Genomic DNA, 23,312 nt, shown 5'->3' with positions numbered 1-23,312 from the left:
TAAGTACTAAAACCTACTAAGTTAGATTCATATCAATAGGAGCCGCTTCCTGTCCGACACCGCTCTGCTATATCTTTAGATCAGACAAAACAGCCGAGATTATGGTTTAAAAAGACTGGTGAGAAGTAGGTATGTCATCGACGAGTTATGGTACTTATGGTTGCAAGTGTACAAAAGCGTGTGCTTCTTTGTTACTACTATGGCTGTCTATTTGCCCGATGACGTATGCGCACAAGTCAGAGTCTCATTCTTTAATAGTTGCTAACTCCAAAGCTTGGAAGCCATTCTCTTACCTTAGCCCAGACGGTGAACCCAAAGGCATTTTGATCGACTTCTGGAAAGCGTATGCGGCGGACAACCAAATTGATGTTCAGTTTCTGCTTCTTGATTGGGAGGCTTCTTTACAGGCCGTAAAAGAGGGGCGTGCTGACTTTCACGCGGGATTAGTTTACTCATCGGAAAGAGCCGATTACTTGGATTTTGGCGCAGTTATCATGCCCATTCAAACCAAATTATATGTCAATCAAGACGTGCTTTCGATTGATGTCAAAAGTGTTTTAGCTGGTGAAATGACGTTGCCAATTGGTGTCGTTAAAGGAAGTTACGAGTCTGAGTTTATTAAGACGAATTATCCTAATGCGCCTATTGCAGAGTACATCAATAACGACACGATGATACAGGCCGCTGTCGCTAAGAAGGTGCTGTATTTTGTCGCGGACCTTCAAGTTGCTAACTTTTATATGGCAACTATGCCGGGAGCAGGCATGTTTGTTCCTGTAATAAATTTATATAGTAAAGACCTTCGGATTGCAGCAGGGTTGCATAGTTCTGCTTCCATTTTGGATGTCTCTCGAGCGTTTGAAAAAGTTATCGATACAGATCGAGAAAGGATCCTCAATCGGTGGAGTGTGGTGAAAACGGTCTATCCTCTTTATCTCCTACCTATTGCGATTTTCGTTATGGCGGTCGCGACGCTGTATCATATCTTCGCACTCAAACGCATGGTTGCGCTGCGCACAAGACAATTGACGATTGCTAACCAGCAATTGCTGGAGATGACGTTAACGGATTCCCTAACAAAACTCTACAACCGTAGACACTTGATTGAACAATTGGCGCTCTTGAATCACTTGCAGCGAAGCTTGACGGTAATGGTATTTGATATTGATGATTTTAAATCAATTAATGACCAATACGGTCATCTTGTCGGAGATAGAGCGATAGTGGCCGTGGCTGAAACAGCAAAATCAATGACTGATGAACGTATGACATTAGCGAGAATTGGCGGAGAAGAGTTCGCACTCGTGACGGCATCGCTCTCTGAGCGAGAGGCGCGCAACTTTGCTCAAATGCTCTGCAAAGCCGTGTACGAACAACCTATTATCCTTGGCGGGCAAGCGATTCATTTGAGCATTAGCTTAGGCTGCGCATACTACCCTGAATTTACTCATATCGTGAATTTACAAGACGCTGATCAACTGATGTATCAAGGTAAGTCTGAAGGTAAAAATCGCGCGGTGTTTCAAGTCATAACAGACAGCCAGTTTCAACCTGAGCTTCGTCAAGTCCCTTAGCATTTTTGAGTCACCAATCGCTATTTCTAAATCCTCACTTGCTATACTCAATTGAATTTAAAATTATTATACCCGTTTCGATTCAAATTCTAGGTCGTGTCGGTACAAAGGGAAGGTATGTATAAAACGTTTTGTGTTCTCGCTTGTGTACTTCTCTCTTCTTTTTCTTACGCTGAGAGCGCTTTCGATATAGTCCAAAAGTCTGATCAAGCGATGCGCGGAAAATCCAGTTATAGCGAAGCCACCATGAAAATTGTTCGCCCTGACTGGTCACGTTCAATGACCATGAAGAGTTGGACGAAAGGTACGGAATTATCTTTGGTCTTGGTGACTGCTCCGGCGAAAGATAAAGGTAGCGCCTCGTTAAAACGTCATAGAGAAATGTGGAATTGGGTGCCGAGTATCGAGCGAGTGATTAAAATTGCGCCATCCATGCTCAGTCAGTCTTGGATGGGATCAGACTTCACGAATGATGATTTAATTAACCAATCTTCTATTGTTGTCGATTATCAACATCAACTGCTTCAAAGTGAAACCTTTGATGGTGACAAAGTTTGGGTAGTTGATGCACTTGCCAAGCCTGACGCCCCAGTGGTTTGGAGCAAAGTCAGACTGTGGATCTCTCAAACGAGCTTTTTACAGCGCAAAGTCGAGTTTTACGATGAATTTGATGAACTAGTAAATGTTTTGACGACTTACGATGTGAAAACGTTGGGTGGGCGAGACGTTGCGACTCGCATGGAGATGCAACCGATAGATAAACCAGGAAATAAAACGGTTTTGATTACGCACGAAGCGCAATTTGATTTTGATATCGATGATGACTTTTTCTCCCAGCAGCAAATGAAGGCTCTGCGAGATTAGGGTGGATTTTGGTTTAGATAAGAGGTGAGAATCGGATGCTCATCAAGCTCGCATGGCGAAATCTATGGCGGCAAAAACGGCGGACATTGTTAACCGCTTCTGCGTTAGCTCTTGTTCTGTTTCTCTCCTTACTGACTCGAGCGTTCCAAGAAGGAAGTTACTCCTCAAATATTAAAAACGCTGCGAAGTTCTATACGGGATTAATTCAGCTACAACATCCCGATTTTGGGGACTCCTCTAGCATTGATGATGTCCTCCCACAAACGCCTGCGTTCATTGCATCTGCCAAAAATAATCCTGATATCGACATCATTCTGCCGAGAATTGAGTCATTTGCGCTTGCCGCCAAAGACGAACGATCCAAAGGCGTGATGGTGCTCGGCGTTGAGCCTGACGCTGAAGATAGCTACTCCAGCATTAGTGACAAAATCGTACAAGGGCGCTTTATTGCATCTGGACAAAACTCGGTGCTTGTTGGTGAGGGCTTGGCAAACTACCTTCATTTGAACGTTGGTGATGAACTGGTGTTGTATGGTTCGGGTTATCGTGGTCAAACGGCGGCTGGACTGTATCAGGTGTCCGGTATTTTGCACTTTCCTTTGCAGCAGTTAGATTCTCAGTTGGTCTACATGCCTCTTGATACCGCACAAGCGCTGTATTCGCTTGATAACCAAGTCACCGCATGGGTCCTTAACACTCAAAGTTTACGCGTGTTGCCTGACATTGTTAAACAACTAAAGCGCCACTACGGGAATGGCGTCGCAGTAAAAAGCTGGCAGGAGCTGTCGCCAGAACTTTCCCAACAGATCGCCTTGGACAAAGCGGGTGGGATCTTTTTGATCTATATCTTGTACGGCATTGTTGGTTTTGGCCTGTTTGCCACGATTTTGATGATGACGTTAGAGCGCCAGCGTGAATTTGCGGTGATGCTCGCGACGGGTATGTTGCGCAGCAAGCTTATGGGGCTCGTCGCCATTGAATCGATGTTTATCTCCGTTATTGGTCTTGTGCTCGGTATCTTGATCAGCGCGCCTGTGCTTGCGTATTTCTATATCAATCCGATTGAGATTACAGGCGATGCTGCACAAGTGATGCTGGAGAGTGGCTTTGAACCAATCGTACCTGTTTCGCTAGAGCCGTATTTGTTAATTGATCAAATTCTTGTCGTTCTCGTTATTTTGTCGTTATGTCTGATGTATCCGATGGCTAGACTTCTTCGCTTGCCCATTGCTAGTGGGCTAAAAGGAGGCGCGCATGTTGATTAAATTGGCGTGGCGTAATTTATGGCGGAACAAGCTCAGAACTTCCATTATGCTAGGAGCGATGGTGTTCGGCTTAATGGGCGTTGTTGCCATGATTGGATTCATGAACGGTTTGGTCGACAGCATGATCAAAAACGCGATTGCGTGGCAAACCAGTCATCTACAAGTGCATCAGAAATCCTACCTTAATAATCCTGACCTTAGTGACACAATAACGAATTATCAAACGATAACGGCCGCTTTGGCTGCACATCAAGATGTTAAAGCGGTATCGGCGCGATTTCTTGCTGATGGCATGATTGCTTCTGCGCGTAGTACGAGAGGTGTTCGGATCAATGGCATCAATATTGAGCAAGAGCAAAGTATCACACCTCTTAAAAGCCATGTGATAGACGGAGAATGGTTAAACGAAGTGGGAAGAAACCCCATTCTTGTTTCGCAAAAAACCGCAAATCGGTTGAAGCTGCGTGTTGGATCGAAAGTGGTTTTAACATTATCTGACATCAAGGGTGATGTATCTGGCGCAGCTTTTCGCGTTCGAGGTATTTTTAAAACGCCATCCACCACGTTTGATGACGGTAATGTCTACGTCCGTAAAGTCGATCTCGAAACAATCGCAGGCTTGTCGGGTGCGCATGAAATTGGCGTTTTGTTGAACTCCAACGAGACTAAACAGCTAGAAAGTGCAGAGGCATTTACGTTATCAATATTGCCACAAGCCAACCGTGAACAATTGGTCGTGAGAAAATGGCAAGAAATACAGCCTTTACTCGCAACAATGATGAGCTCAATGGATATCTCTAACCAAATTATGTTGGTCGTTTTCGTACTTGCCATGACTCTGGGAATCATCAACATCATGCTGATGTCAGTTTTTGAAAGAACGAGAGAGTTTGGGGTGTTAATGGCGGTTGGCATGCAGCAGCATAAAATTCGCACACTGATTATTTTGGAAACGCTATTCCTTGGTTTAAGTGGTTGCGCGCTAGGGTTATTAGGAAGCGCAGTCATGTTGAAAATACTGAGTATTACTGGCTTATCGCTTGGCGCACTTGCGGATGGATTAGGTGCTTATGGCGTCGATACCTTGCTTTATCCAAGAGTGTCGTTTTATGAATATCAATTGATTATTGTGGCTATTTTTATCGCGAGCTTATTTGCGGCTTTGTATCCAGCAAGGCAAATTCTCAAACATCGACCTGCGGATGCCATGGCGGAGAAAACGTAATGACGATTAAATTGGAAGGCTTATCCAAAACGTACAACCCAAAGAGTGACTTTCCGGTACATGCGGTTCAGAGCGTAGATTTGGAGATCAAGCAAGGTGAGTTTGTCGCTATTATGGGACCTTCTGGTTCAGGGAAAACGACCCTACTAAACATGTTGGGCGGGATCGATTCCCCTACATCAGGACGCGTGGAAATTGATGGATGCTTAATCTCTGATATGTCAGAAAAAGAGTTGATCGCTTATCGACGCGATAACATTGGCTTTATCTTCCAAGATTATAGTCTGCTCCCCGTACTGACAGCTCTTGAAAACGTCGAGTTTGTTATGCAATTGCAAGGGAAAACAGAAAGGGAATGTCGTGAACGCGCCAGCGCGCTACTGCAACAGGTTGGATTATCACAGCAGATGCATAAACGTCCGAGTAAAATGTCTGGAGGCCAACAACAGAGAGTTGCGGTTGCAAGAGCATTGGCACCAAAACCAAGGTTTGTAATGGCAGATGAGCCTACCGCCAACTTGGATGCAAAAAGTACAGCCGAGCTGCTTGATATCATGGAACAACTCAGTGAAAAAGAAGGCACGACATTTATCTTTTCTACCCATGATCCTAGAGTTATTAAGCGCGCACATCGAATCATAGTATTTGAGGACGGGCGTTTGGCACGAGATTTTGCCAACATTGATAACACCATAGAGAAGAGCCATGCGTGGTAGAGTAGAAGGCGTAAGCTTACTATCCAAGTTATTGCGGCTTTTTTTTGCGTTAAGTCCTGCGGTAATTTGCATTAAAACTAATGCCAGCATACCGGGTTTGGAGCCTGAAAAAGCATGGGATATCAATGGCTATGTGAAATACATGGCGACCTATAGTATGCCTGACGAGCAGGATAATACCCTTGACCATCTACTCCATAACCGGATTAACGTTGAATATCGCTTTTCTCCTGAATGGCGAATAAATCTTGGTATCAGGAATAGAGCATTGTGGGGCGATGCGCTTGAGATTCCTCAATATGCGGAACTCGTGGCGCTTGATAATGGGTATTTTGATCTAAGCAAAAACTGGCGAGAAGATAATGCAATCCTCAATACCCAACTGGATCGACTCTACGTCTCTTGGAGTGACCAAGATTGGGGTGCAAGGTTAGGGCGGTTCCGGGTCAACTGGTCAATGAACACCATTTGGAACCCAAACGACATCTACAACGCCTATTCTATTTACGACTTTGATTACGAAGAGCGGGCGGGCACCGACGCTGTCATGGTGAGTAAAAAACTTGGGTTTGCCGATGGGTTAGATCTCGCTTTCTCTCCGTCAAAGCAGTCTAAAGAAAACAGCACGTCACTACGATATTTCTCCAACGTTTCTGGTTGGGACTATCAAATCATTGCGGGTCGATCTCGGCAAGACTATGTTCTTGGAGCAGGGTTCGCGACTGATATCTATCAAGCCGGGTTTCGAGGCGAGTTAAGCTGGTTTGATCCTATTGATACAGAGCGTCAAGGTCAGCCTACTGAGGATACGACAGTCGCTAGTTTGGAATCAGACTACAGTTTTGGTGGTGTGCGTAACTGGATGGTGAGAGGTGCTTGGTTGTTTATTTCTGAACCAAAGCCAGCGAGCAGCGCATTAACTTACCTAAACCTCCCTCTCTCTGCGAAAACCTTGAGCTTCACGGAGCATACTGTTTATGCCGATGCTAGCTTCGACTTAACGGCGCTCAACCGCGTCACCTTATCGGCTAGTTACTATGATGATGGCTCTTACTTTGCTGGATTATCCAGCAGCTATTCACTCAGTGATAATTGGCAACTGCTAACTGTAGTTCAACATTTTAACGGTACGGACGGCAGCTTATTTGGAGAAACACCTGCAACTTTGGTGTTTGCTAATATCCGGTATAGTTACTAGAGACGCCTTTCATTTAGCTGCTATCCCTAAATAATGCAATCAATCACAAATAATGCCTTGTTCTGAAGTTGTTTTTGATACAAGCATTTAACATTTTTATAAACATCGTTATATTTAAGGCTCATCGTTGTCAGGAGTTTATGGATGAACCTTACGATATCAGGGAAGTTGCAGCTCAGTTTTGTGCTGCTAGCCGTACTTTTTATGGCATCAGCGGTATTCACGTATCGCAACGTCACTACTGTAGAGCAATACGCCTCTTCGTTACTTAAATCCGATTTACCGACCGTCGACACCAGTCGCGGTATCCAACAGTCCGTTCAAGCGTCGCTGTCTTCTATTCGAGCCTACATGTTGCTAGGTGGCGATGAAGAGGCGAGCGCACGTCTGAGTGAGGACGTACGCAATATCATGGCATCTACAGACGAGTCGCTTCCAACGTTGCAGGCTTTGATCTCTGAACAGGATTTTCAAGCGACTCAAAGCCAGTGGGACGCGGTAAAAGTCTCTTTGAACAAGCTGATTAAACTTAGCCACAGTGATGAGAACTTACCCGCGCACAACCTCTTTATTAACGAAGCGGCACCCATTGCAGAAGTGGCACTTGATCAGCTTCAAAGCTTAATCAATGAAGAGTCAGGAAACCCATTTGGTGGAGACAGAAAACGTCTGTTTAAAGTCTACGCCGACAGCTATACCTCGCTCGCTAATGCTCTGTCCGCCTTGCGAGACTTCCTGTTGTACGGCCAGCAAGATCATCTGGACAAATACCACGACTTGATTAAGTACCACAATCAGTCTGTGGCGGAAATCGACGGCAAACTCGACAGGCTTACTGATAACGACCAATCATTGTGGTCACTGTTTAAAGAAATGCAGCAGCTGTACTTTCCTTTGGCAGAGCAGGTGATTGCATTGCGTCAGTCACCAGAGTGGAATGAATCAAACTTGTTGATGGCGAACGAACTGTTGCCAGCAGCGGATGCCCTAGACCAAAGTTTAGAAACGATCGTATTGGCTCAACAAAGTCGTGCAGATCAAAGCGGACAGGGCATTAATCAGTCGATCAAAAACGTACTCACCACCATGCTGATTGCAGCGGTATTGGTTTTGTTTGCCGCGATAGCGATTTCAAAATACATGGGCAACACCATTGGTCGCCGAGTGAAAAACTTATCGGAGCGTGCAAAGACGATCGCTTCAGGGGACGTTTCTCAGCCTCCGCTCACTGTTGCTGGGAAAGATGAATTGGCAGACCTTACCGATTCGATTAACCGCATGAACCAATCGTTAGCGAGCATCGTGGCAGGGGTGAGCGAGAAAGCGCATCAAGTGGATACCAGCATGGGTGCTTTGTTGGAATCGGCACAAGTCACTTCATCGAATGTAGAACAGCAACAAACCAGCATTGTTGAAATGGGAAGCCAATTGGATGAAATCGCTTTAGCCGCGCGTAACACCCTAGATCAAGCCAATCAATCAGTGCAGAAGCTTTCTGATTCAAAAGGTGAGATTGAACAAGGTCGTGATGCTTTAGAGCAAAACAAAGTCACTATGGAAAGCTTACATGGCAGCATTGAAACCGCGAGTACGCAAGTGACGCAGTTAAGCAAAGAGAGCGAAGCCATTGGTCGAGTGACTGAAGTGATTGAAGGCTTGGCAGAGCAAACTAACTTACTGGCATTGAATGCCGCGATAGAAGCGGCGCGTGCGGGCGACCAAGGACGAGGCTTTGCGGTGGTGGCGGACGAAGTGCGTATGTTGGCGACTCGCACTACTCAATCGACGACAGAAATCAACGGCATCATCAATGCGATTCAACGCTCGACTAATTCGGTAGTTGAGGAAATTGAACACAGCCAATCACTTGCGGAGCAGGGCGCGGAGCACATTGAAAAAGCGGTAACTCGTTTGCTTGTTACTACTGAGCAAATTGGCTCTTTGAATGAACAAATGGCAGAACTTGCGGCAGCGGCAGAGCAGCAATCTCATGCGACTAGTTCGATCACTGGATTGATGTCCGATATTACTCAATCAGTGGATGAGGTTTCGAATAACAGCCAACGTGCATCAGAGACATCATTGCAAGTAAAAGAGCAAGTTACCGAGCTTAATCAACAGATGGCAACTTTCAAAACGGCGTAGATGAGGTTTACATCTGTTCATCGAATTTTGAGCGTTAACCAAATCGTAAAAAAGCCCCAATCCTTTTCACACAAAAAGGGTTGGGGCTTTTTGTTGGATGATACGCCGATATTCGTCTACTTGCTCATTGGATTTAGCTATTTAAATCATAGCTAAAACCAAATTCTCTTCACCGAGGTGGAGTCGTAATATGACTCCATCGGCAGCAAATACTGCAAAAGAATTTTTAAACTTTATACCAATCTCAGTAAGAGAATCGTTCGTTACTACGATTGGTATCATCCTTCTAGGAGCAAGATTATGAACAAACAAGTAAACCTAATTGGTCTAGACAGCGAACAATCAGCACAACTAGCTCAACAGCTAAATCAACTGCTAGCACATTACCAAGTGTTGTACATGAACTCTCGCGGTTACCACTGGAACATCAAAGGTCAGCAATTCTTCGAACTGCACGTAAAATTTGAAGAGATCTATACGGATCTACAAACCAAAATCGATGAGCTTGCAGAGCGTATTCTTACCTTGGGTCATACACCAGCGCACGCATTCAGCCACTACTTGGAAGCAAGTGAAATTAAAGAACATCAAAACGCGACTTCTGGTAAGGAGTGTGTACAAGGTCTGGTTCAAGGCTTTAGCGTTCTACTTCTAAAACAGCGTGAGATTCTACAAAACGCGGGTGAAGCAGGTGACGAAGGTACCGCGGCATTGATGGGTGACTACATCCGTGAGCAAGAAAAATTAATGTGGATGCTTAACGCTTACCTACAAGGCTAAGCGACGCATCACCCGAGCACTCACTTGGGGGCGCATAAATAAATCGGGAATAAGTCAAAGGAGCACGCGAGTGCTCCTTTTGTTTATGAAAGTGCCTAGTTAGTCGTGAATGTGCTTAAAAGACTGAAAATGTTCGAGTAAATCGGTCAGCTCTGTTACAGCAAGAGAGGCGGAGTCGTGGAATTGTGCAGTCGTATTGTGGTGAACAAGGCAGGATGGCATTTGGGCGTTGTATGCGGCTTGTAGGTCATAAAGGAAATCGCCCACATAAAGTACTTCATCTGGCATTAATCGCCACTCTTTGGCTAGGACTTGGAGCGATAAAGGATCAGGTTTTGCTGGGTAGCATTCACGAGTGAGGACATGTTCAACATCAATTCGGTTATGTTCCAACTTACGCTGCGTAGCGATCAAACAGTTGCGCGTTACTATCGCGGTTTTAACTTTATGCTGATGTAAGTATGCCAAAAGCTCGTGGCAACCCAGCATCGGAGATGATTGCTCAGCATCAGAAATTTCATGATCAAAGATAACATTATGGGCATGCTCTCTCTGATGTGGATGGTCAAGCTTATCAACAAAATCCAATAAATCTTCGTTTTGTGGACAGCCTAGTTGCTGACGAAGATCTTTGAAGTTCATATCGGAGCTGACGAGTGTATTGTCTAAGTCGAAAATAACGGCTTTGACTCTTTCAAGTTTTAATGGAAAAGGAACCATGATGACCTCGTACGACTTAAACCAAGCTATCTTTCTAAAAACAAAAGGTTATTGTTAATTTTAGATTCAAACGTGTTACTTGTACGAAAATAAATCACTGATACGTCACAAATTAAATAGTCTCAATGATGTTGGTGTTTGATTACTTCTCTTCAAGACGGAAAATTTTGCCTGTATCTGTTGAAAAATAGACATAGCCATCCGGACTGATGGTGATATCTCTGACTCGCTCGCCAAGATTCTCCATCAATCTTTTTGATTCGGTGAGCTTGCCATTCTCAATAGAAACCACGTTGATGTGCGCCAGCTTCAAGGCTCCGGCGAGGATTTTTCCATCCAACTCTGGGTACTTATCACCACGATACACCACCATATTGCTTGGCGCGATAGACGGAATATAAACCAACTTTGGGTCTTCCATATTCGGTAAGCTTTTCGCTTCTCCAACGTCTAACGGTCCCCAATACTCTTTACCCTGAGAGACTTTTGCCCAGCCGTAGTTTGCACCTTTCCTAATCAGGTTGATTTCATCACCACCACGAGGGCCATGCTCAATCGACCAAAGCTGTTTTGTTGCTTCGTCGTAAAACATGCCTTGTGGGTTACGGTGCCCGTAACTCCATATTTCAGGGCGAGCCTCAGAAGTCTTGAATGGATTATCTTGTGGTACCGAGCCATCAAGGTTGAGGCGAAGAATAGTGCCTGCATGGGTTTGAGTGTCTTGCCCATTATCACGTTCGCCACGGTCCCCAATTGAGAAGTAAACCTTATCATCGATAAACGCAATACGGCTGCCGTAATGACGGCTGGTGTCCGTGATTGCGTCGGCGACAAAGACGTCTTTCCAATCCACAAGTTGATTGTTTTTCAATTGTGCGGTCGCTAAGGCCACAGTATTTCCTTTATCGGTACGTTTGCTGTAAGTAAAGAAAAGTTGTGGATTTTGTGGAGCGGTATTCGGCACTAGAGCTACATCTAATAAACCAGCTTGCCCACTGGTGTTCACATTCGGTACTTTGAAGAGGGTTTGTTGTTTTCCCGAAGCAATATTAAGTAATGAAACGGTGCCGTTTTTTTCATTCACGATCATTTGTTGTTTATCGAGAAATTCAATTCCCCATGGGATTTGAAACCCATTGGCAACCTCATTGGCACGATATTCCGCAGCATCAATAGAAAAAGCTAGGCAAGCGAGTAGGGTCGCAGTGATCGTTCTCATGGTTCCTTCCAATATGAATCCAAGATACTTAAAAACTAACACTAAAAGAGGACGTTTGGCAGGGTATGCGAACATAAAAAATCCCCAATACGAGATCGGGGATTGAATTAAGACTAGAGAATTGTTTACTTAGCGAGCCTACATCGCTTCTTCGAAGATCTTAGAGATCTCTTCGTGCGTTGCTTGTTTCGGGTTAGTGAAACCACAAGCGTCTTTTAGCGCGTTGTCCGCTAGGGTTGGGATATCTTCTAGCTTCGCACCAAGCTCTTTAATGCCTGATGGGATGCCGACATCTTTAGCAAGCTCAACGATAGCATCAATGGCCGCCGCAGCACCTTGCTCTGCTGACATACCTTCAACATCAACACCCATTGCTTTAGCAACGTCACGTAAACGCTCTGGACATACTTGCGCATTGTAACGTTGTACGTGAGGTAGAAGAATTGCGTTACATACACCGTGTGGTAGGTCGTAGAAGCCGCCTAGTTGGTGCGCCATTGCGTGAACGTAACCAAGAGATGCGTTGTTGAATGCCATACCTGCCATGAACTGTGCGTATGCCATTTGCTCGCGAGCTTCAAGGTTTTCACCGTTTTTCACTGCTGTGCGAAGGTGAGCTTGAATCAGTTCAATTGCTTTGATTGCTACCGCGTCAGTGATTGGTGTCGCAGCGATAGATACGTAAGCTTCAATCGCATGTGTTAGCGCATCCATACCTGTTGCGGCAGTAAGAGACGCAGGTTTAGCAAGCATCAATTCAGGATCATTCACTGACATCAATGGTGTTGTGTGTTTGTCCACAATCGCCATCTTAATGTGGCGCTCTTCATCTGTGATGATGCAGAAACGCGTCATTTCAGAAGCAGTACCAGCCGTTGTGTTGATTGATACGAGAGGCAGCATTGGTTTTGCGGATTGGTCAACGCCTTCGTAATCGCCGATCTTGCCGCCGTTTGACGCCACTAAAGCGATACCTTTTGCACAATCGTGCGGTGAGCCGCCTCCGAGTGAGATAACGAAGTCACATTCGTTTTCTTTTAGTAAAGCTAAGCCATCATTAACGTTGGTGATAGTAGGGTTTGGTTGAGTGCCATCGTACACAACGGTTGCTACGTCGCGTTCAGTGAGAAGGTCTTGAACTTGTTTGACTACACCGATTTGGTTAAGGATCTTATCCGTAACGATCAAACCTTTTTTAAAGCCTTGAGATTGGATGCTGTCTGCTGCGTCTTTTAAACAACCAGCGCCCATTAGGTTTACCGTAGGGATAAAAAATGCACTTGTCATATTGGATAGCTCCGTCGTTATTTTTAATAATCTTTCTTAATTTGCCATTTACTGTCGCACACTCGTTTCCAGATTGAAGTTGATCTGAAGCAAGTTTACCTATTTAGAGGTATTTGCAAGAGAAAAACTGTGACAGTGATCTTGTTGCACAGCGTATAGGTGCAACACAGATATAAAGTAGAACAAATATGAAACCAGTGACGCAATCGATTGGCAAAAATTGATATCTAATACGGATATATCTCTAAATTAGACTAAAGTATAAAAAATCCCCATTAATAACTTAACTATCAATGGGGATGGGAGGTAGGTTTATAAGTTATCTATCAATAATTAGGCAATATCAATCAGCTTTGATACTAACTTTTCGATACCTGATGCCGCTTGAGAGATATTCTCTGCCAACATATAAGCTGGGGTTGATAGAACGAGGTGTGTTTCATCAAAAACGATATCCTCGACAGAGCAAGTGATGTGTTCACCGCCCATTTGATTAAATGCTATCGAGATCGCTTCATCGTTGCCTACGGTTCCTTTCACGCCATGCTCATAAATCATCGGAATAATGACAGGTGAAATACACAGATAACCTGCTGGCTTTTTCGCATGAGCGAATGCGCGACATGCTTGAGCTACGTGTGTATTAATCGAGCACTCAGCCCCTGATACTGCGAAGTCAGTGAGATTTTTAGCGGCACCAAAACCGCCAGGTAAGAGTAGGGCATCAAACTCATCTGGGTTCAATCTTGCAACATCATCAATATTGCCACGTGCAAGGCGTGCAGATTCCACCAACACATTTCGTGTTTCGTCCATCTCTTCGCCAGTTAGATGATTAATCACGTGTAATTGATCGATGTTAGGAGCAAAGCAATGCCATGATGCGCCTTCTTTTTCAATGGCATGGAGTGCTAATACGGCTTCATGCAGTTCTGTGCCATCGTAAACACCTGAACCACTGAAGATAACTGCGACTTTTTTCATTTGAGAATTCCTTTAGTCTGAGGTTTCCGTTTGTTGCTCTGTTTCTTTTAGATGCTGAGTGCTCGAATCAGTTTCGGCGATTTCGCTATCGTCGTCTTCTTCATCATAGTAGCGCACAACAAAAGGTGTAAGCATAACACTCGAGGGCAGAAAATGTTTCATATCGACTCCAACTGCGTAATGGAGTGATTTTTATACTGATTTTTATAAAACAGTACGTTGAACCTGATCATTTTTGAGTTAAGCTGATGTTTCCTTTGGCATTCGTGAGTGGTAGGTCACATGAAATCAGTGCAATTTCGTTTCACACTTTATGGTTGTATCGCCATCCTCTCTTGGAGTTGCTTACTTGGCATTGCCAGGTTGGTTACGGAGAGCTTAGGTCCCGTGGGCGGGGCGGCCATGTTGTACTCTCTCAGTTCTATTTTCCTTCTTATCGTAGTTGGCATTCCGAAGTTATCGTATTTTTCTCCAAAATATCTCGTGCTTGGTGGCGCGATGTTCGTTTGTTATGAAATATTTCTCGCTTTATCTCTGGGATATTCCAACTCGCGTGCGCAGGCTATTGAAGTGTCGATTGTCAATTACCTTTGGCCAGCACTCACCGTTTTGTTTGCGGTTTTAGGCAGTAACAAAAAAACAAACTTGCTGCTTTATCCAGCGGTTGCGCTGGCGTTTATCGGAGTCGCGTGGACGGTGAGTGGTGAGAATGGCTTATCCGTTACTCAGATTATGTCCAATGTCAGTAGTAACCCTTTGGTGTACTTTATGGCTTTCGCAGGAGCAGTTATATGGGCCTTTTATTGTAATTTAACCCAAAGGCAGCAATCCAAACATAACGCGATTACGTTGTTTTTCATTGCTACTGCTGTTTCGCTATGGGTGAAATATGCGTTTGCTGATGAGCCAGAGATGACTTTTTCATGGGAAGCAATGGGCTACCTTTTTGCTTCTGCGGCGTTGATGGCTGGTGGTTATGGTTTGTGGAACATCGCGATTGTTGGCGGAAACATGGTCTTTCTTGCGACACTTTCTTACTTTACGCCCATTTTCTCTGCGCTATTTTCTTCCATTATTCTTGGTGTGACGTTGAGCCCGAGCTTTTGGCAGGGGGTTGTGATGGTTACGGTGGGCTCTTTGCTTTGCTGGGTTGTCACCAAGGAGAAGCGTGAAGCTGCAGGTTAAACCAAAATTATCTGATTTTATCTTTGCGCTGTATGCTCAAATGACAGAAAGAAAAAAGCTCCCGACCGAGGGAGCTTTTTTCTTTCGTGTTCTAACAGTTTGCGACGTTTAAATGGAGTTGCAGTTTGAATCTGTGCTTCGACAGACGTTTCGTTAACTGAGTATGAGTTTGTTCCAATTTATCTAATGCGATGGTGTCGTCATCGACGTGCAAATCGATGTTAATGCGAAGCTCTTGGCCCACTTTAGTGATACCCGCTAACTTTAGCTGGTGGTCAGATGTTTTTTCTATCTCTAGTACATCATTGCCAACGACCTGACATAGCTCTTTGCTTGGTGTCATCATTAGTAGCTCACGTAGTGCACCAACCAACATATCAAAAGGAACTTTCAGAAAGTAGAAGCCCATTAGCACCATCATCATAGGATCGGCATAAACCGCATATTCAGCGAATGGCGTTAGTGATACAGCCCAAGCTGCAACAAATCCTACCGTCACTGCCACACTTAATAGCGTATCCATCTGCCACTGTTTTTTCTCTGCTTCAATCAAGCCTGATGAGAAGCGACGGCTGCGTTTAGCCATAAACCACCAAGCGTAACCACAACCGATGACGTTTACGATGCCGAATAGAGTGGCAATTTCAGCATCGACTTCACGGCCTCCGGACATCAATGCTGAAATTGCAGAGTAAAGAGAAAAGCTTACAACCACTAAAATGACAGCCGCTTTTATCGCAATAACGATTGGCTCTAAGACCGCTTTTCCAAATGGGAATACAGATTTTGAGGGCTTGTTAATATAGTAGGAAGCGGCCAGTGACAATAAAGTTAACAGTAAGCTGACCAAAGAGTAAACACCGTCAAAAACGATGACAATTGATCCTACAAGCAAGCCAAGTACCATACCACCAGCAGCGAACCCAGATGCTAAAAGGGCTGAAATGGTTAGAATACGGTTTTCGTTTTTGCTTGTCCTGTCACACATAAAAGATGCCTTTAAATTTTAATACCTTACTATTCTTCTCGCATAAGGTAATTTAGGCAACCACTAAGTGAGCAGGTTCTAATCTAAAAAGTTGCGTTTTTGTTTATGTTCTTATAAAACAATGACTTGCTACATGATCTTGGTGCCAATAAAATTGGCGCTCACTGATAAAATGTTTAGAAGTCAAATAAATACTCGCTCAATTTATCCGCTAACCATGTCATTGCTGGGTGCTCAGTTTGACCGTTAGGTGAAAACATACAGTAGTCTTCTTGTGTCAATCCGTATGTATGCTTGATAACGGCGAGCTTTTGCTGGCGAAGGTAATGGCGGATTAATGGTTCTGGCAGTACACCCCAAGCGTCTTCTTCTAAGATGGTGTTGAGCATGTAGTCAAAACTCGAAAAGCCAATGTATCGAGTCGAGAAAGGCTGCAGTTCAGGGTTGTCTTTCTCATTTAGGTACACCATCAACGCTTGCATCTGGCTGCGCAGATCTTCGTCTGAGACTCGGCGCATCTTACTTAGGCGATGTTCTGCACTGCATACTGACATCATACGTATCTTGCCTAGCGGGTTATACACGATACGAGGATCGTCGACGCGCTCATAATCAACACCAAAGGCAAAATCCACTTGGTGGGTACTGACTAAGTTGGCTAAGTCGCCACTGGATGCCAAGATTAAGTTGAAGGTTGTGGAAGGGAAGCGGTTATTCAGTGTATGAGAAAGCTCCTGCCAGAGATCATCAGGTAAGGAGTCGTCACGTGCTACCCAAACTTCCGCGTTAAAACCTTCAGAGATTTGAGCACAGGTTTTTCTTATCCGCTGTGCGATGATAAGTAGGTGTTCGCAATCTTTGTAAATGGCTTTCCCAGCTTCAGAGAGGGTGAGCTGGTTGCCAGTTCGGGTAAACAACTCAACGTTGAGATCTTTCTCTAAAGCCTTAATCGACATACTGAGTTTGGTGCGATTACAATCGAGTTGCCTTGCTGCTTCAGAAACAGAACCACACTCAGCGATGGTGCAGAAGGCTTCTACTTGAGTTAAGTTCATGATTTGACACAACCAATAAATGAATTCAAATAATTTGGGTATTATGCAGATGTGCTCCCAAAGCCGTGAAAGATTATCGAAAAAAACGCGAATCCGCCAGATAAGTCTATGGTCTTTTAACGGTTTTGCGGTAATCTATGTGGGTTACAAAAAGTGAACATGGAGGCCACGATGGCACAAGATTGGGACGGCTTAGCAAAAAACTGGGAATCAAATCCAGCAACAGAGCAATTTGCGCAGTCGGTGTTTGAGCAGTTACAACAGCTAACTCAGCTTGATGGCATTAAAGTACTAGATTTTGGATGCGGAACAGGGCAGTTAAGTCAACGATTGTCACCGATGGTTAAAGACATCGTAGCATTAGACGCATCGGAAGCCATGATTGAAGAACTCGATAAAAAAGAGCTTGCCAATGTAGAACCTGTCGTAGATGCATTGTCTCGCGGCTTGGTCGCTCAGCATCCAGCGTTTCGTGGACAGTTTGACCTAGTAGTTGCATCGTCAGTTTTAGCGTTTGTGGAAGACTTAGACGCGTCATTAAAAATCTCGCATTCTTTACTTAACCACGGCGGTTACTTTGTTCATTTTGATTGGATTGCAGAATCTGAACAAGACGGTTTTACCCTGGCGAAGTCTGAACGCGCTTTGAAAGATGCAGGTTTTACTGAAGTTGAATCGCAACACGTTTTTGACATTACATCTGACGGTAAAACAATGCCGGTATTAATGGGGCTTGGTCGCCGTTAATACTGAATAAAGAACACCACATGATAAAAGCGAGCTACCTAGCTCGCTTTTTTCTTATCGGTTGAGGGGATGTCCCAAGTTAACCTCACTTGTTCTTCACCTATCGCTGCGGACGCAAGCAAAGTGGTTCTCTAACAATCAAGTGTTCTGAGGTTATTTTTGGGCGACTATCCTGCGTATCTCCTCCAACACTTCAGGGTTGGCTATTGCGCCTAAATTTTCTACGCTCCGATTGTTAACGACTTGCTTAACGGCTAACTCAACCAATTTTCCCGAACGGGTCTTAGGTATATCGCTTATTGCGTAAATTGCACTAGGTACATGCCTTGGAGAACATGCAGACTTTAGCTGTGCTTTGATGGAGGCGATCATCTCGTCGTTGAGCTCTATCCCTTTCATTAATTGGACAAACAGCCATATTTGTTCGTTTCGATCGACTTCTTTTCCTACTGCGATGGAATCTAGAATACCGTCTATACTGTTCACTTGCTGATAGATTTCGGCTGTGCCGATTCTTACGCCACCGGGATTCAACGTGGTATCACTTCGACCATAAAACACGTATCCACCAACGCTGGTTTGTTCAACATCGTCGCCGTGGTGCCAAATATTGTCGAACTTATCCCAATAAGCACGATGATATCTCTCCCCGGTGTCGTTCCAAAAGCCAGCGGGGAAGTTGGGCAATGAATTGGCACAAACCAACTCACCGCGCTCTCCGATTACGCTATTACCTTGCGGGTTAAAGACTCTGACATCGACCCCTAATCCCGCTGATTGGCACTCTCCTCGATAAACGGGAGAAATAGGGTTGCCTAACACAAAGCAGCCACAAATGTCTGTCCCGCCTGAGATCGATGCGAGGTGGACATCTTCTTTAATGTGCTGATAGACATAATCAAACTGTTCTGGATACAGAACTGAGCCCGTTGAGCAAATGGTTTTCAGACTTGGAAATGCATCACTTTTCGGCGGAGAAAAAGAAACTTTTTCCAATGCCTCTAGGTATTTCGCCGAAGTTCCAAACAGCGTCACTTCGGCTTGTTCAGCGAGGTCCCAAAGCACGTTATGAGCGGGATAAACAGGGCTACCATCAAAAATTACTAAACATGCGCCGCTCGCGAGTGAAGAAACGTGCCAGTTCCACATCATCCAGCCGCAGGTCGTGTAATAAAACACTCTGTCGTTAGGTTGGATGTCGCAATGCAGTTGGTGCTCTTTCAAATGGTTAAGCACTGTTCCGCCGACGGAATGAACGATGCATTTCGGTTTGCCTGTCGTGCCTGAAGAATAGAGCACAAATAGCGGATCGTTTAAATTAACGCGAGTAAAAGTCAGCGCTTCGGGTGTGTATTGATTCAGGACGTTTTGCCAATCTTGAGTGCAGACGTCGCATTCAAAAATGTGTGGTTTAAGGTAGCTAATTTGGCAAACCTGTTTAAGACCATCAAGATGATCCGCAATATGCTGGTTTTTCTCAGACATATCGAAAGTTTTGCCATTGAATGTATAGCCATCACAAGTAAACAGGATTTTAGGTTTCACTTGACCAAAGCGCTCCAAAACGCTTTCAACGCCAAAATCAGGTGAGGTAGAAGTCCAGGTTGCCCCTAAACTGGTGGTTGCTAACATGGCTATCACCGTTTGAGGTAAGTGAGGCAAATAGCCAGCGACGACATCACCTTGCTTGATTCCACATTCTTTCAACCATTGCTGGACACTCGAAACTTCTTCACACAATTGTTTCCATGTGTAGGTTTGCTTTTCTTCACGTTCATTTTCAAACCAAATCGCGAGATCATCGGGTTGGTGGCACGCGTAGGTTAGCAAGTTTTCTGCGTAGTTAATTTGTGCGTTTGGGAACCATTTCATGTCCCTATTTTCGACGGGTTGCTGCCAGCGACTTTCTGCTTGCTCCTTTACAGTCTCTCCTTGAGTACCAATGACGTCGCAGAATAACCAGACTTCTTGCCAAAATTTTTCCACATGATCGAGCGACCATTGATGCAGATCGGCGAAGTTTTCAATGGTATTTCCTTGTCGATTAATGTGTTCAATAAACTGTGTGATGTTGGCTTCTTCGATACGACTTTCGCTCGGTTGCCATACTTTGCTGCTCTCGCGCATAGGTCCCTCTATAACAAAGTGGTAACAGATTTTAGTTTGAGAGGAATACACGATAAAGTCAAACAAGCTAGATATTATATCGTGTCATAAAAATCATGCAGTTACGACGTGTTGTAAACAATATGTTACATCGGATTGATACTGAGAAAATCGTGTAGGGATTGGAAGCTCTTAAGACTGAAGATAGGCTTAATGTAAAGGATTTGTTAATGGAGATGTGCCATGACTCAGTATCGTTCTAAACCCGTAAACCAGGAAGGCAGGGTTGAATGGAGCCGTGAAGAAGACGCCATTTGGCGAGATTTGGTAACACGACAAATGGGTGTGATCCAAAACAGAGCTTGTAAGGCTTATTTACACGGTTTAACGCTGCTTGATTTACCTCAAGACCGCGTTCCTCAATTGCCAGAAATTAATCGTGTCCTGATGGAGACAACAGGTTGGCAAGTGGAGCCCGTTCCTGCGCTTATTGACTTCGACCGTTTTTTTAATCTGCTCGGTAATAAGCGCTTTCCCGTCGCCACATTCTTGCGTACCAGAGAAGAGTTCGATTACTTGCAAGAGCCGGATTTCTTCCATGAAATATTTGGTCATTGTGCGATGTTAACCAACCCAGATTTTGCTGCATTTACCGAACATTATGGTCAACTAGGGCAAGCCGCTACCCCAAAACAAAGAGCCTATCTCGCTCGCCTCTACTGGTTTACCGTAGAGTTTGGCTTGGTGAAAGAAGGGGACAAAACCAAAATTTACGGTGGTGGTATTCTCTCATCTCCTGGCGAAACCCTCTACGCATTCGAGAGTGATGTAGCAATTCGCGACCCATTTGAATTACAAACTGTGCTGAGAACGCCTTATCGTATCGACATCATGCAACCGAAGTACTACGTGATTGATGACTTTTCTCAGCTCTTTAAAATCAGTCAGTTAAATTTATTGAAACAAGCCGATCTAGCGATTGAAGCTGGACTGCTTCCTCCACTTTTTGAACCAAAGGAACCTGCTCATGTTGAATGAACAAAAATGCGAAGCTTGTAGTATCGATGCCATTGCACTAAGCAAAGAAGAACAACAATCTCTGCTGCTGCAATTGTCTGATTGGCAGATCATTGAAAGAGAAGACATACCTCAACTAGAAAAGGTGTATAAATTTAAGAACTTCAAACAAGCATGGGCTTTCAGTAACAAAATCGCGGAACTGGCAGAAGATGAGTTCCACCATCCTTCTATTTTGTTGGAGTGGGGTAAGGTCACCGTAACTTGGTGGAGTCACTCGATCAAAGGTCTGCATAAGAACGATTTTATCTGCGCATCAAAATGTGACGCGCTAGCATCGGCAGAGTAGGACATTACCTCATACAAAAAACGCCCGGCTTACGTCGGGCGTTTTGGTTCTAAATGACTTTTACATTACTTTATAGATTGATTCGGAATACGGATGTCGTGCCCGATACCTCATTGCCAACAGCGATAAAATGACCACCACTACGGGTAAAGTAATTGATGGATTCTGGGCCTAAATCGCCTGCTTTTGGATTGTATGTGCCGTTCGCGCATTCACCATCTTCGACTTCTGTACACACTGGCTGATTGTAATCACGACGGTTTACGTAATGTAGGAACTGCGCTTGTTTCGGATCGGTAATGTCATAAATCATGATACCGCCTTGACGCTCCAAGCCGATGAACACGTAATGACGACCGTTAATTTGTGCTACTTCAATCGCCTCTGGCTCAATGCCTTTATCATCACTTCGGTCATCGCCACTGTGATTGTTATCGTTGGTACTGTTGAAGTTTTTACCTTCATTCAGCAGCGCGATGGTCGCGAAATCGTCACCACTATCGAACACCAACTTGCCGTTTTCATCCCAAATCGAGAATGAACGTGCGCCAAATGCTTGAACCTTATCTTGTGCAGAAAGCGTTTGTGCCGACTTAATCACTTTTAAACGCGCGAGTTGTTTGTTGTCTTTTAGTGCCTCTGCCAATGGGTGTTCTGCTGCTACTTTCAGCTTCTTACCGCGCACTTCATCAATATGGCTTAAACAGCTCCCTTGCTCAGATGTGTATTCATCTGTACCAAGGTAATCGTCTTCATCCCACATAAAGCCAGCTTTGTCGCACAGTTCTTGAGTGGTTTTGAATCCGTACTCACGCCCGTCGCCTTCATTTGCGGATACGATGTAAGTACTCCCATTCACTGAGTAGCTGTCGATGGTGTCAGGCATAAATAAGCCAACCAGTTGTGGGTAGCTTTTCAAGTTTCCAATAATTTTGTCTTTGTTAGATGCATCGAGTTTAGCGTCCGACCAAGACTTCTCACCTAAGCCAACAATTTTTTCTACCGATTTGCTCACTGGATTGACGATTGCCATGGCGTTATTTTCTTGTAGCGCGACATAGATTTTACCGTTATCTGCAAAAGTGAGGTATTCAGGCTCTAGATCTTGAGCGATAGTGGCGTTTGGCCCCGAAATACGCACATTCATTGGGAGATCTGCTTTTCGTGAACCATCAAACTCGTTAAAGCCAATTTGTGTCACTTCTGCTTGAGCAACGCCAAGGTTCAGATCGATCAAAGTGACGCTACCTTCAGGATCGACGCTGTAATCGCTGTTTGGTTCGCCCTCATTAGCGGTTGCGATATATCGGCCATCTTTCGAGAAGCCTACCATGTCTGGCAATGCGCCTGTTGGAAACGTCATGACTAATGACAAATCGTCGGAGCGGTACAAACCAACAATACCATTCGCTTGTTTATTACTGTTTTCAATCGCAACCGCGACCAAACCATTGAATACAGCGACACTGTTTGCAGCGCCAATTTCAACGCCAGCTGCTTCGCCAGCACTGTTGAGATCAATGAATGCGGTTTGCGTTGGTACGCCGTTGTCATCCATAGAAAGTACATCGACACGTTTTGCTTCAGCATTGACCACATAGAGCTTATCCGTACAGGCGTCATAACTGACGATTTCAGCTGCCGATGTGTCGAATGGGGCATCAGCAACGGATGTCCCGATAAACGTTAACCCTTGAATTGACGTTTCCCCAGCAACGGGCGCAGTGGTCGGTTTGCATTGTGTAGCGAATGAAGCAACGGTATCTTCGGGTTGTGATGAACACGCGATGGCAAGTGATGACAATGCGAGTGCACCGATTGCCTTTAAAGGGGTGATCATGATATCTCCTTATCAATCCGATACGTTGTCAATCAGCATGGGGTTTAT

At 44.6% G+C, this 23,312-nt stretch carries 21 protein-coding genes; 12 read left to right on the top strand and 9 right to left on the bottom strand.

Annotation, left to right across the window (positions count from 1 at the left end):
• The first annotated feature begins 131 nt into the window (after positions 1-131).
• The 8 genes from FKN16_RS10550 to FKN16_RS10515 all read left to right on the top strand — a co-directional run bounded on the left by FKN16_RS10550 (position 132) and on the right by FKN16_RS10515 (position 9,767).
• Positions 132-1,574 (top strand): sensor domain-containing diguanylate cyclase, encoded by a 1,443-nt coding sequence (locus FKN16_RS10550; RefSeq protein WP_170902645.1) that lies wholly within the window; start codon positions 132-134, stop codon positions 1,572-1,574.
• A 117-nt stretch (positions 1,575-1,691) separates the two neighbouring features.
• Positions 1,692-2,438 (top strand): outer membrane lipoprotein-sorting protein, encoded by a 747-nt coding sequence (locus tag FKN16_RS10545; protein WP_006742052.1) that lies wholly within the window; start codon positions 1,692-1,694, stop codon positions 2,436-2,438.
• 35 nt (positions 2,439-2,473) lie between these two features.
• Positions 2,474-3,703 (top strand): FtsX-like permease family protein, encoded by a 1,230-nt coding sequence (locus FKN16_RS10540; RefSeq protein WP_170902644.1) that lies wholly within the window; start codon positions 2,474-2,476, stop codon positions 3,701-3,703.
• Positions 3,693-4,928 carry an FtsX-like permease family protein gene (locus tag FKN16_RS10535; RefSeq protein WP_170902643.1) on the top strand — a complete coding sequence of 412 codons (1,236 nt, stop codon included), beginning with the start codon at positions 3,693-3,695 and terminating at the stop codon, positions 4,926-4,928. Before FKN16_RS10540 ends, FKN16_RS10535 begins: the two co-directional genes overlap by 11 nt.
• Entirely contained in the window at positions 4,928-5,644 is a 717-nt protein-coding gene (locus tag FKN16_RS10530; RefSeq protein WP_005391145.1) for an ABC transporter ATP-binding protein, read from the top strand. The genes FKN16_RS10535 and FKN16_RS10530 overlap by 1 nt, the downstream gene beginning before the upstream one ends.
• Positions 5,634-6,842, top strand: a complete 1,209-nt coding sequence (locus FKN16_RS10525) for a hypothetical protein (RefSeq protein WP_170902642.1) — start codon at positions 5,634-5,636, stop codon at positions 6,840-6,842. The genes FKN16_RS10530 and FKN16_RS10525 overlap by 11 nt, the downstream gene beginning before the upstream one ends.
• A 144-nt stretch (positions 6,843-6,986) precedes the next feature.
• Positions 6,987-8,987 (top strand): methyl-accepting chemotaxis protein, encoded by a 2,001-nt coding sequence (locus FKN16_RS10520; protein WP_170902641.1) that lies wholly within the window; start codon positions 6,987-6,989, stop codon positions 8,985-8,987.
• A gap of 300 nt (positions 8,988-9,287) precedes the next feature.
• Positions 9,288-9,767: a Dps family protein gene (locus FKN16_RS10515; protein WP_170891920.1), complete on the top strand. Its 480-nt coding sequence runs from the start codon at positions 9,288-9,290 to the stop codon at positions 9,765-9,767.
• A 99-nt stretch (positions 9,768-9,866) separates the two neighbouring features.
• Here FKN16_RS10515 and FKN16_RS10510 read toward each other — a convergent pair whose 3' ends face one another.
• From FKN16_RS10510 to FKN16_RS10490, 5 genes are all read right to left on the bottom strand, one after another.
• Complete coding sequence (locus FKN16_RS10510; protein ID WP_046873693.1) at positions 9,867-10,487, bottom strand: HAD-IA family hydrolase; 621 nt, start codon at positions 10,485-10,487, stop codon at positions 9,867-9,869.
• A 142-nt stretch (positions 10,488-10,629) separates the two neighbouring features.
• On the bottom strand, positions 10,630-11,706 hold the full coding sequence (locus FKN16_RS10505; protein ID WP_170902640.1) for a PQQ-dependent sugar dehydrogenase: 1,077 nt from the start codon (positions 11,704-11,706) through the stop codon (positions 10,630-10,632).
• A 138-nt stretch (positions 11,707-11,844) separates the two neighbouring features.
• Positions 11,845-12,993, bottom strand: a complete 1,149-nt coding sequence (gene yiaY, locus FKN16_RS10500) for an L-threonine dehydrogenase (protein ID WP_005391135.1) — start codon at positions 12,991-12,993, stop codon at positions 11,845-11,847.
• 333 nt (positions 12,994-13,326) lie between these two features.
• A complete protein-coding gene (gene elbB, locus FKN16_RS10495; RefSeq protein ID WP_048625237.1) occupies positions 13,327-13,977 on the bottom strand; it encodes an isoprenoid biosynthesis glyoxalase ElbB in 651 nt (216 codons plus the stop codon).
• A gap of 12 nt (positions 13,978-13,989) precedes the next feature.
• Positions 13,990-14,139, bottom strand: coding sequence for a hypothetical protein (locus FKN16_RS10490; protein ID WP_006742043.1), 150 nt, complete (start codon positions 14,137-14,139; stop codon positions 13,990-13,992).
• A 120-nt stretch (positions 14,140-14,259) separates the two neighbouring features.
• Between FKN16_RS10490 and yddG the strand changes: the two genes are divergently transcribed.
• Positions 14,260-15,162, top strand: coding sequence for an aromatic amino acid DMT transporter YddG (gene yddG, locus FKN16_RS10485; RefSeq protein WP_170902639.1), 903 nt, complete (start codon positions 14,260-14,262; stop codon positions 15,160-15,162).
• A gap of 91 nt (positions 15,163-15,253) precedes the next feature.
• Here the strand turns inward: yddG and FKN16_RS10480 are convergent, their stop codons facing one another.
• Positions 15,254-16,150, bottom strand: coding sequence for a cation diffusion facilitator family transporter (locus FKN16_RS10480; RefSeq protein WP_170902638.1), 897 nt, complete (start codon positions 16,148-16,150; stop codon positions 15,254-15,256).
• 176 nt (positions 16,151-16,326) lie between these two features.
• Positions 16,327-17,205 (bottom strand): LysR family transcriptional regulator, encoded by an 879-nt coding sequence (locus FKN16_RS10475; protein WP_006742040.1) that lies wholly within the window; start codon positions 17,203-17,205, stop codon positions 16,327-16,329.
• A 171-nt stretch (positions 17,206-17,376) separates the two neighbouring features.
• Here FKN16_RS10475 and FKN16_RS10470 point away from each other — a divergent pair, with 171 nt between their 5' ends.
• A complete protein-coding gene (locus FKN16_RS10470) occupies positions 17,377-17,952 on the top strand; it encodes a class I SAM-dependent methyltransferase (protein ID WP_170902637.1) in 576 nt (191 codons plus the stop codon).
• 153 nt (positions 17,953-18,105) lie between these two features.
• On the opposite strand, the gene FKN16_RS10465 is transcribed toward FKN16_RS10470, so the two are convergent.
• Positions 18,106-20,079, bottom strand: a complete 1,974-nt coding sequence (locus FKN16_RS10465; RefSeq protein ID WP_170902636.1) for an acetoacetate--CoA ligase — start codon at positions 20,077-20,079, stop codon at positions 18,106-18,108.
• 222 nt (positions 20,080-20,301) lie between these two features.
• On the opposite strand from FKN16_RS10465, the gene phhA reads away from it, so the two are divergent.
• Positions 20,302-21,096, top strand: a complete 795-nt coding sequence (gene phhA / locus FKN16_RS10460; RefSeq protein ID WP_170902635.1) for a phenylalanine 4-monooxygenase — start codon at positions 20,302-20,304, stop codon at positions 21,094-21,096.
• Positions 21,086-21,424: a 4a-hydroxytetrahydrobiopterin dehydratase gene (locus tag FKN16_RS10455; protein WP_005375563.1), complete on the top strand. Its 339-nt coding sequence runs from the start codon at positions 21,086-21,088 to the stop codon at positions 21,422-21,424. Before phhA ends, FKN16_RS10455 begins: the two co-directional genes overlap by 11 nt.
• 70 nt (positions 21,425-21,494) lie before the next feature.
• Here FKN16_RS10455 and FKN16_RS10450 read toward each other — a convergent pair whose 3' ends face one another.
• Positions 21,495-23,264, bottom strand: a complete 1,770-nt coding sequence (locus tag FKN16_RS10450; protein WP_170902634.1) for a choice-of-anchor I family protein — start codon at positions 23,262-23,264, stop codon at positions 21,495-21,497.
• Positions 23,265-23,312 lie beyond the last annotated feature (48 nt).

The organism is Vibrio sp. 11-4(1), from assembly GCF_013048625.1.
Lineage (GTDB): Bacteria > Pseudomonadota > Gammaproteobacteria > Enterobacterales > Vibrionaceae > Vibrio > Vibrio diabolicus.
This window is presented reverse-complemented; position numbering and strand designations above follow the sequence as displayed.

What these genes read in the sequence shown, in the direction of transcription:
- FKN16_RS10550 (WP_170902645.1), top strand. Translation starts at nt 132, where the DNA reads ATGTCATCGACGAGTTATGGTACTTATGGTTGCAAGTGTACAAAAGCG.
- FKN16_RS10545 (WP_006742052.1), top strand. Translation starts at nt 1,692, where the DNA reads ATGTATAAAACGTTTTGTGTTCTCGCTTGTGTACTTCTCTCTTCTTTT.
- FKN16_RS10540 (WP_170902644.1), top strand. Translation starts at nt 2,474, where the DNA reads ATGCTCATCAAGCTCGCATGGCGAAATCTATGGCGGCAAAAACGGCGG.
- FKN16_RS10535 (WP_170902643.1), top strand. Translation starts at nt 3,693, where the DNA reads ATGTTGATTAAATTGGCGTGGCGTAATTTATGGCGGAACAAGCTCAGA.
- FKN16_RS10530 (WP_005391145.1), top strand. Translation starts at nt 4,928, where the DNA reads ATGACGATTAAATTGGAAGGCTTATCCAAAACGTACAACCCAAAGAGT.
- FKN16_RS10525 (WP_170902642.1), top strand. Translation starts at nt 5,634, where the DNA reads ATGCGTGGTAGAGTAGAAGGCGTAAGCTTACTATCCAAGTTATTGCGG.
- FKN16_RS10520 (WP_170902641.1), top strand. Translation starts at nt 6,987, where the DNA reads ATGAACCTTACGATATCAGGGAAGTTGCAGCTCAGTTTTGTGCTGCTA.
- FKN16_RS10515 (WP_170891920.1), top strand. Translation starts at nt 9,288, where the DNA reads ATGAACAAACAAGTAAACCTAATTGGTCTAGACAGCGAACAATCAGCA.
- FKN16_RS10510 (WP_046873693.1), bottom strand. Translation starts at nt 10,487, where the DNA reads ATGGTTCCTTTTCCATTAAAACTTGAAAGAGTCAAAGCCGTTATTTTC.
- FKN16_RS10505 (WP_170902640.1), bottom strand. Translation starts at nt 11,706, where the DNA reads ATGAGAACGATCACTGCGACCCTACTCGCTTGCCTAGCTTTTTCTATT.
- yiaY (WP_005391135.1), bottom strand. Translation starts at nt 12,993, where the DNA reads ATGACAAGTGCATTTTTTATCCCTACGGTAAACCTAATGGGCGCTGGT.
- elbB (WP_048625237.1), bottom strand. Translation starts at nt 13,977, where the DNA reads ATGAAAAAAGTCGCAGTTATCTTCAGTGGTTCAGGTGTTTACGATGGC.
- FKN16_RS10490 (WP_006742043.1), bottom strand. Translation starts at nt 14,139, where the DNA reads ATGAAACATTTTCTGCCCTCGAGTGTTATGCTTACACCTTTTGTTGTG.
- yddG (WP_170902639.1), top strand. Translation starts at nt 14,260, where the DNA reads ATGAAATCAGTGCAATTTCGTTTCACACTTTATGGTTGTATCGCCATC.
- FKN16_RS10480 (WP_170902638.1), bottom strand. Translation starts at nt 16,150, where the DNA reads ATGTGTGACAGGACAAGCAAAAACGAAAACCGTATTCTAACCATTTCA.
- FKN16_RS10475 (WP_006742040.1), bottom strand. Translation starts at nt 17,205, where the DNA reads ATGAACTTAACTCAAGTAGAAGCCTTCTGCACCATCGCTGAGTGTGGT.
- FKN16_RS10470 (WP_170902637.1), top strand. Translation starts at nt 17,377, where the DNA reads ATGGCACAAGATTGGGACGGCTTAGCAAAAAACTGGGAATCAAATCCA.
- FKN16_RS10465 (WP_170902636.1), bottom strand. Translation starts at nt 20,079, where the DNA reads ATGCGCGAGAGCAGCAAAGTATGGCAACCGAGCGAAAGTCGTATCGAA.
- phhA (WP_170902635.1), top strand. Translation starts at nt 20,302, where the DNA reads ATGACTCAGTATCGTTCTAAACCCGTAAACCAGGAAGGCAGGGTTGAA.
- FKN16_RS10455 (WP_005375563.1), top strand. Translation starts at nt 21,086, where the DNA reads ATGTTGAATGAACAAAAATGCGAAGCTTGTAGTATCGATGCCATTGCA.
- FKN16_RS10450 (WP_170902634.1), bottom strand. Translation starts at nt 23,264, where the DNA reads ATGATCACCCCTTTAAAGGCAATCGGTGCACTCGCATTGTCATCACTT.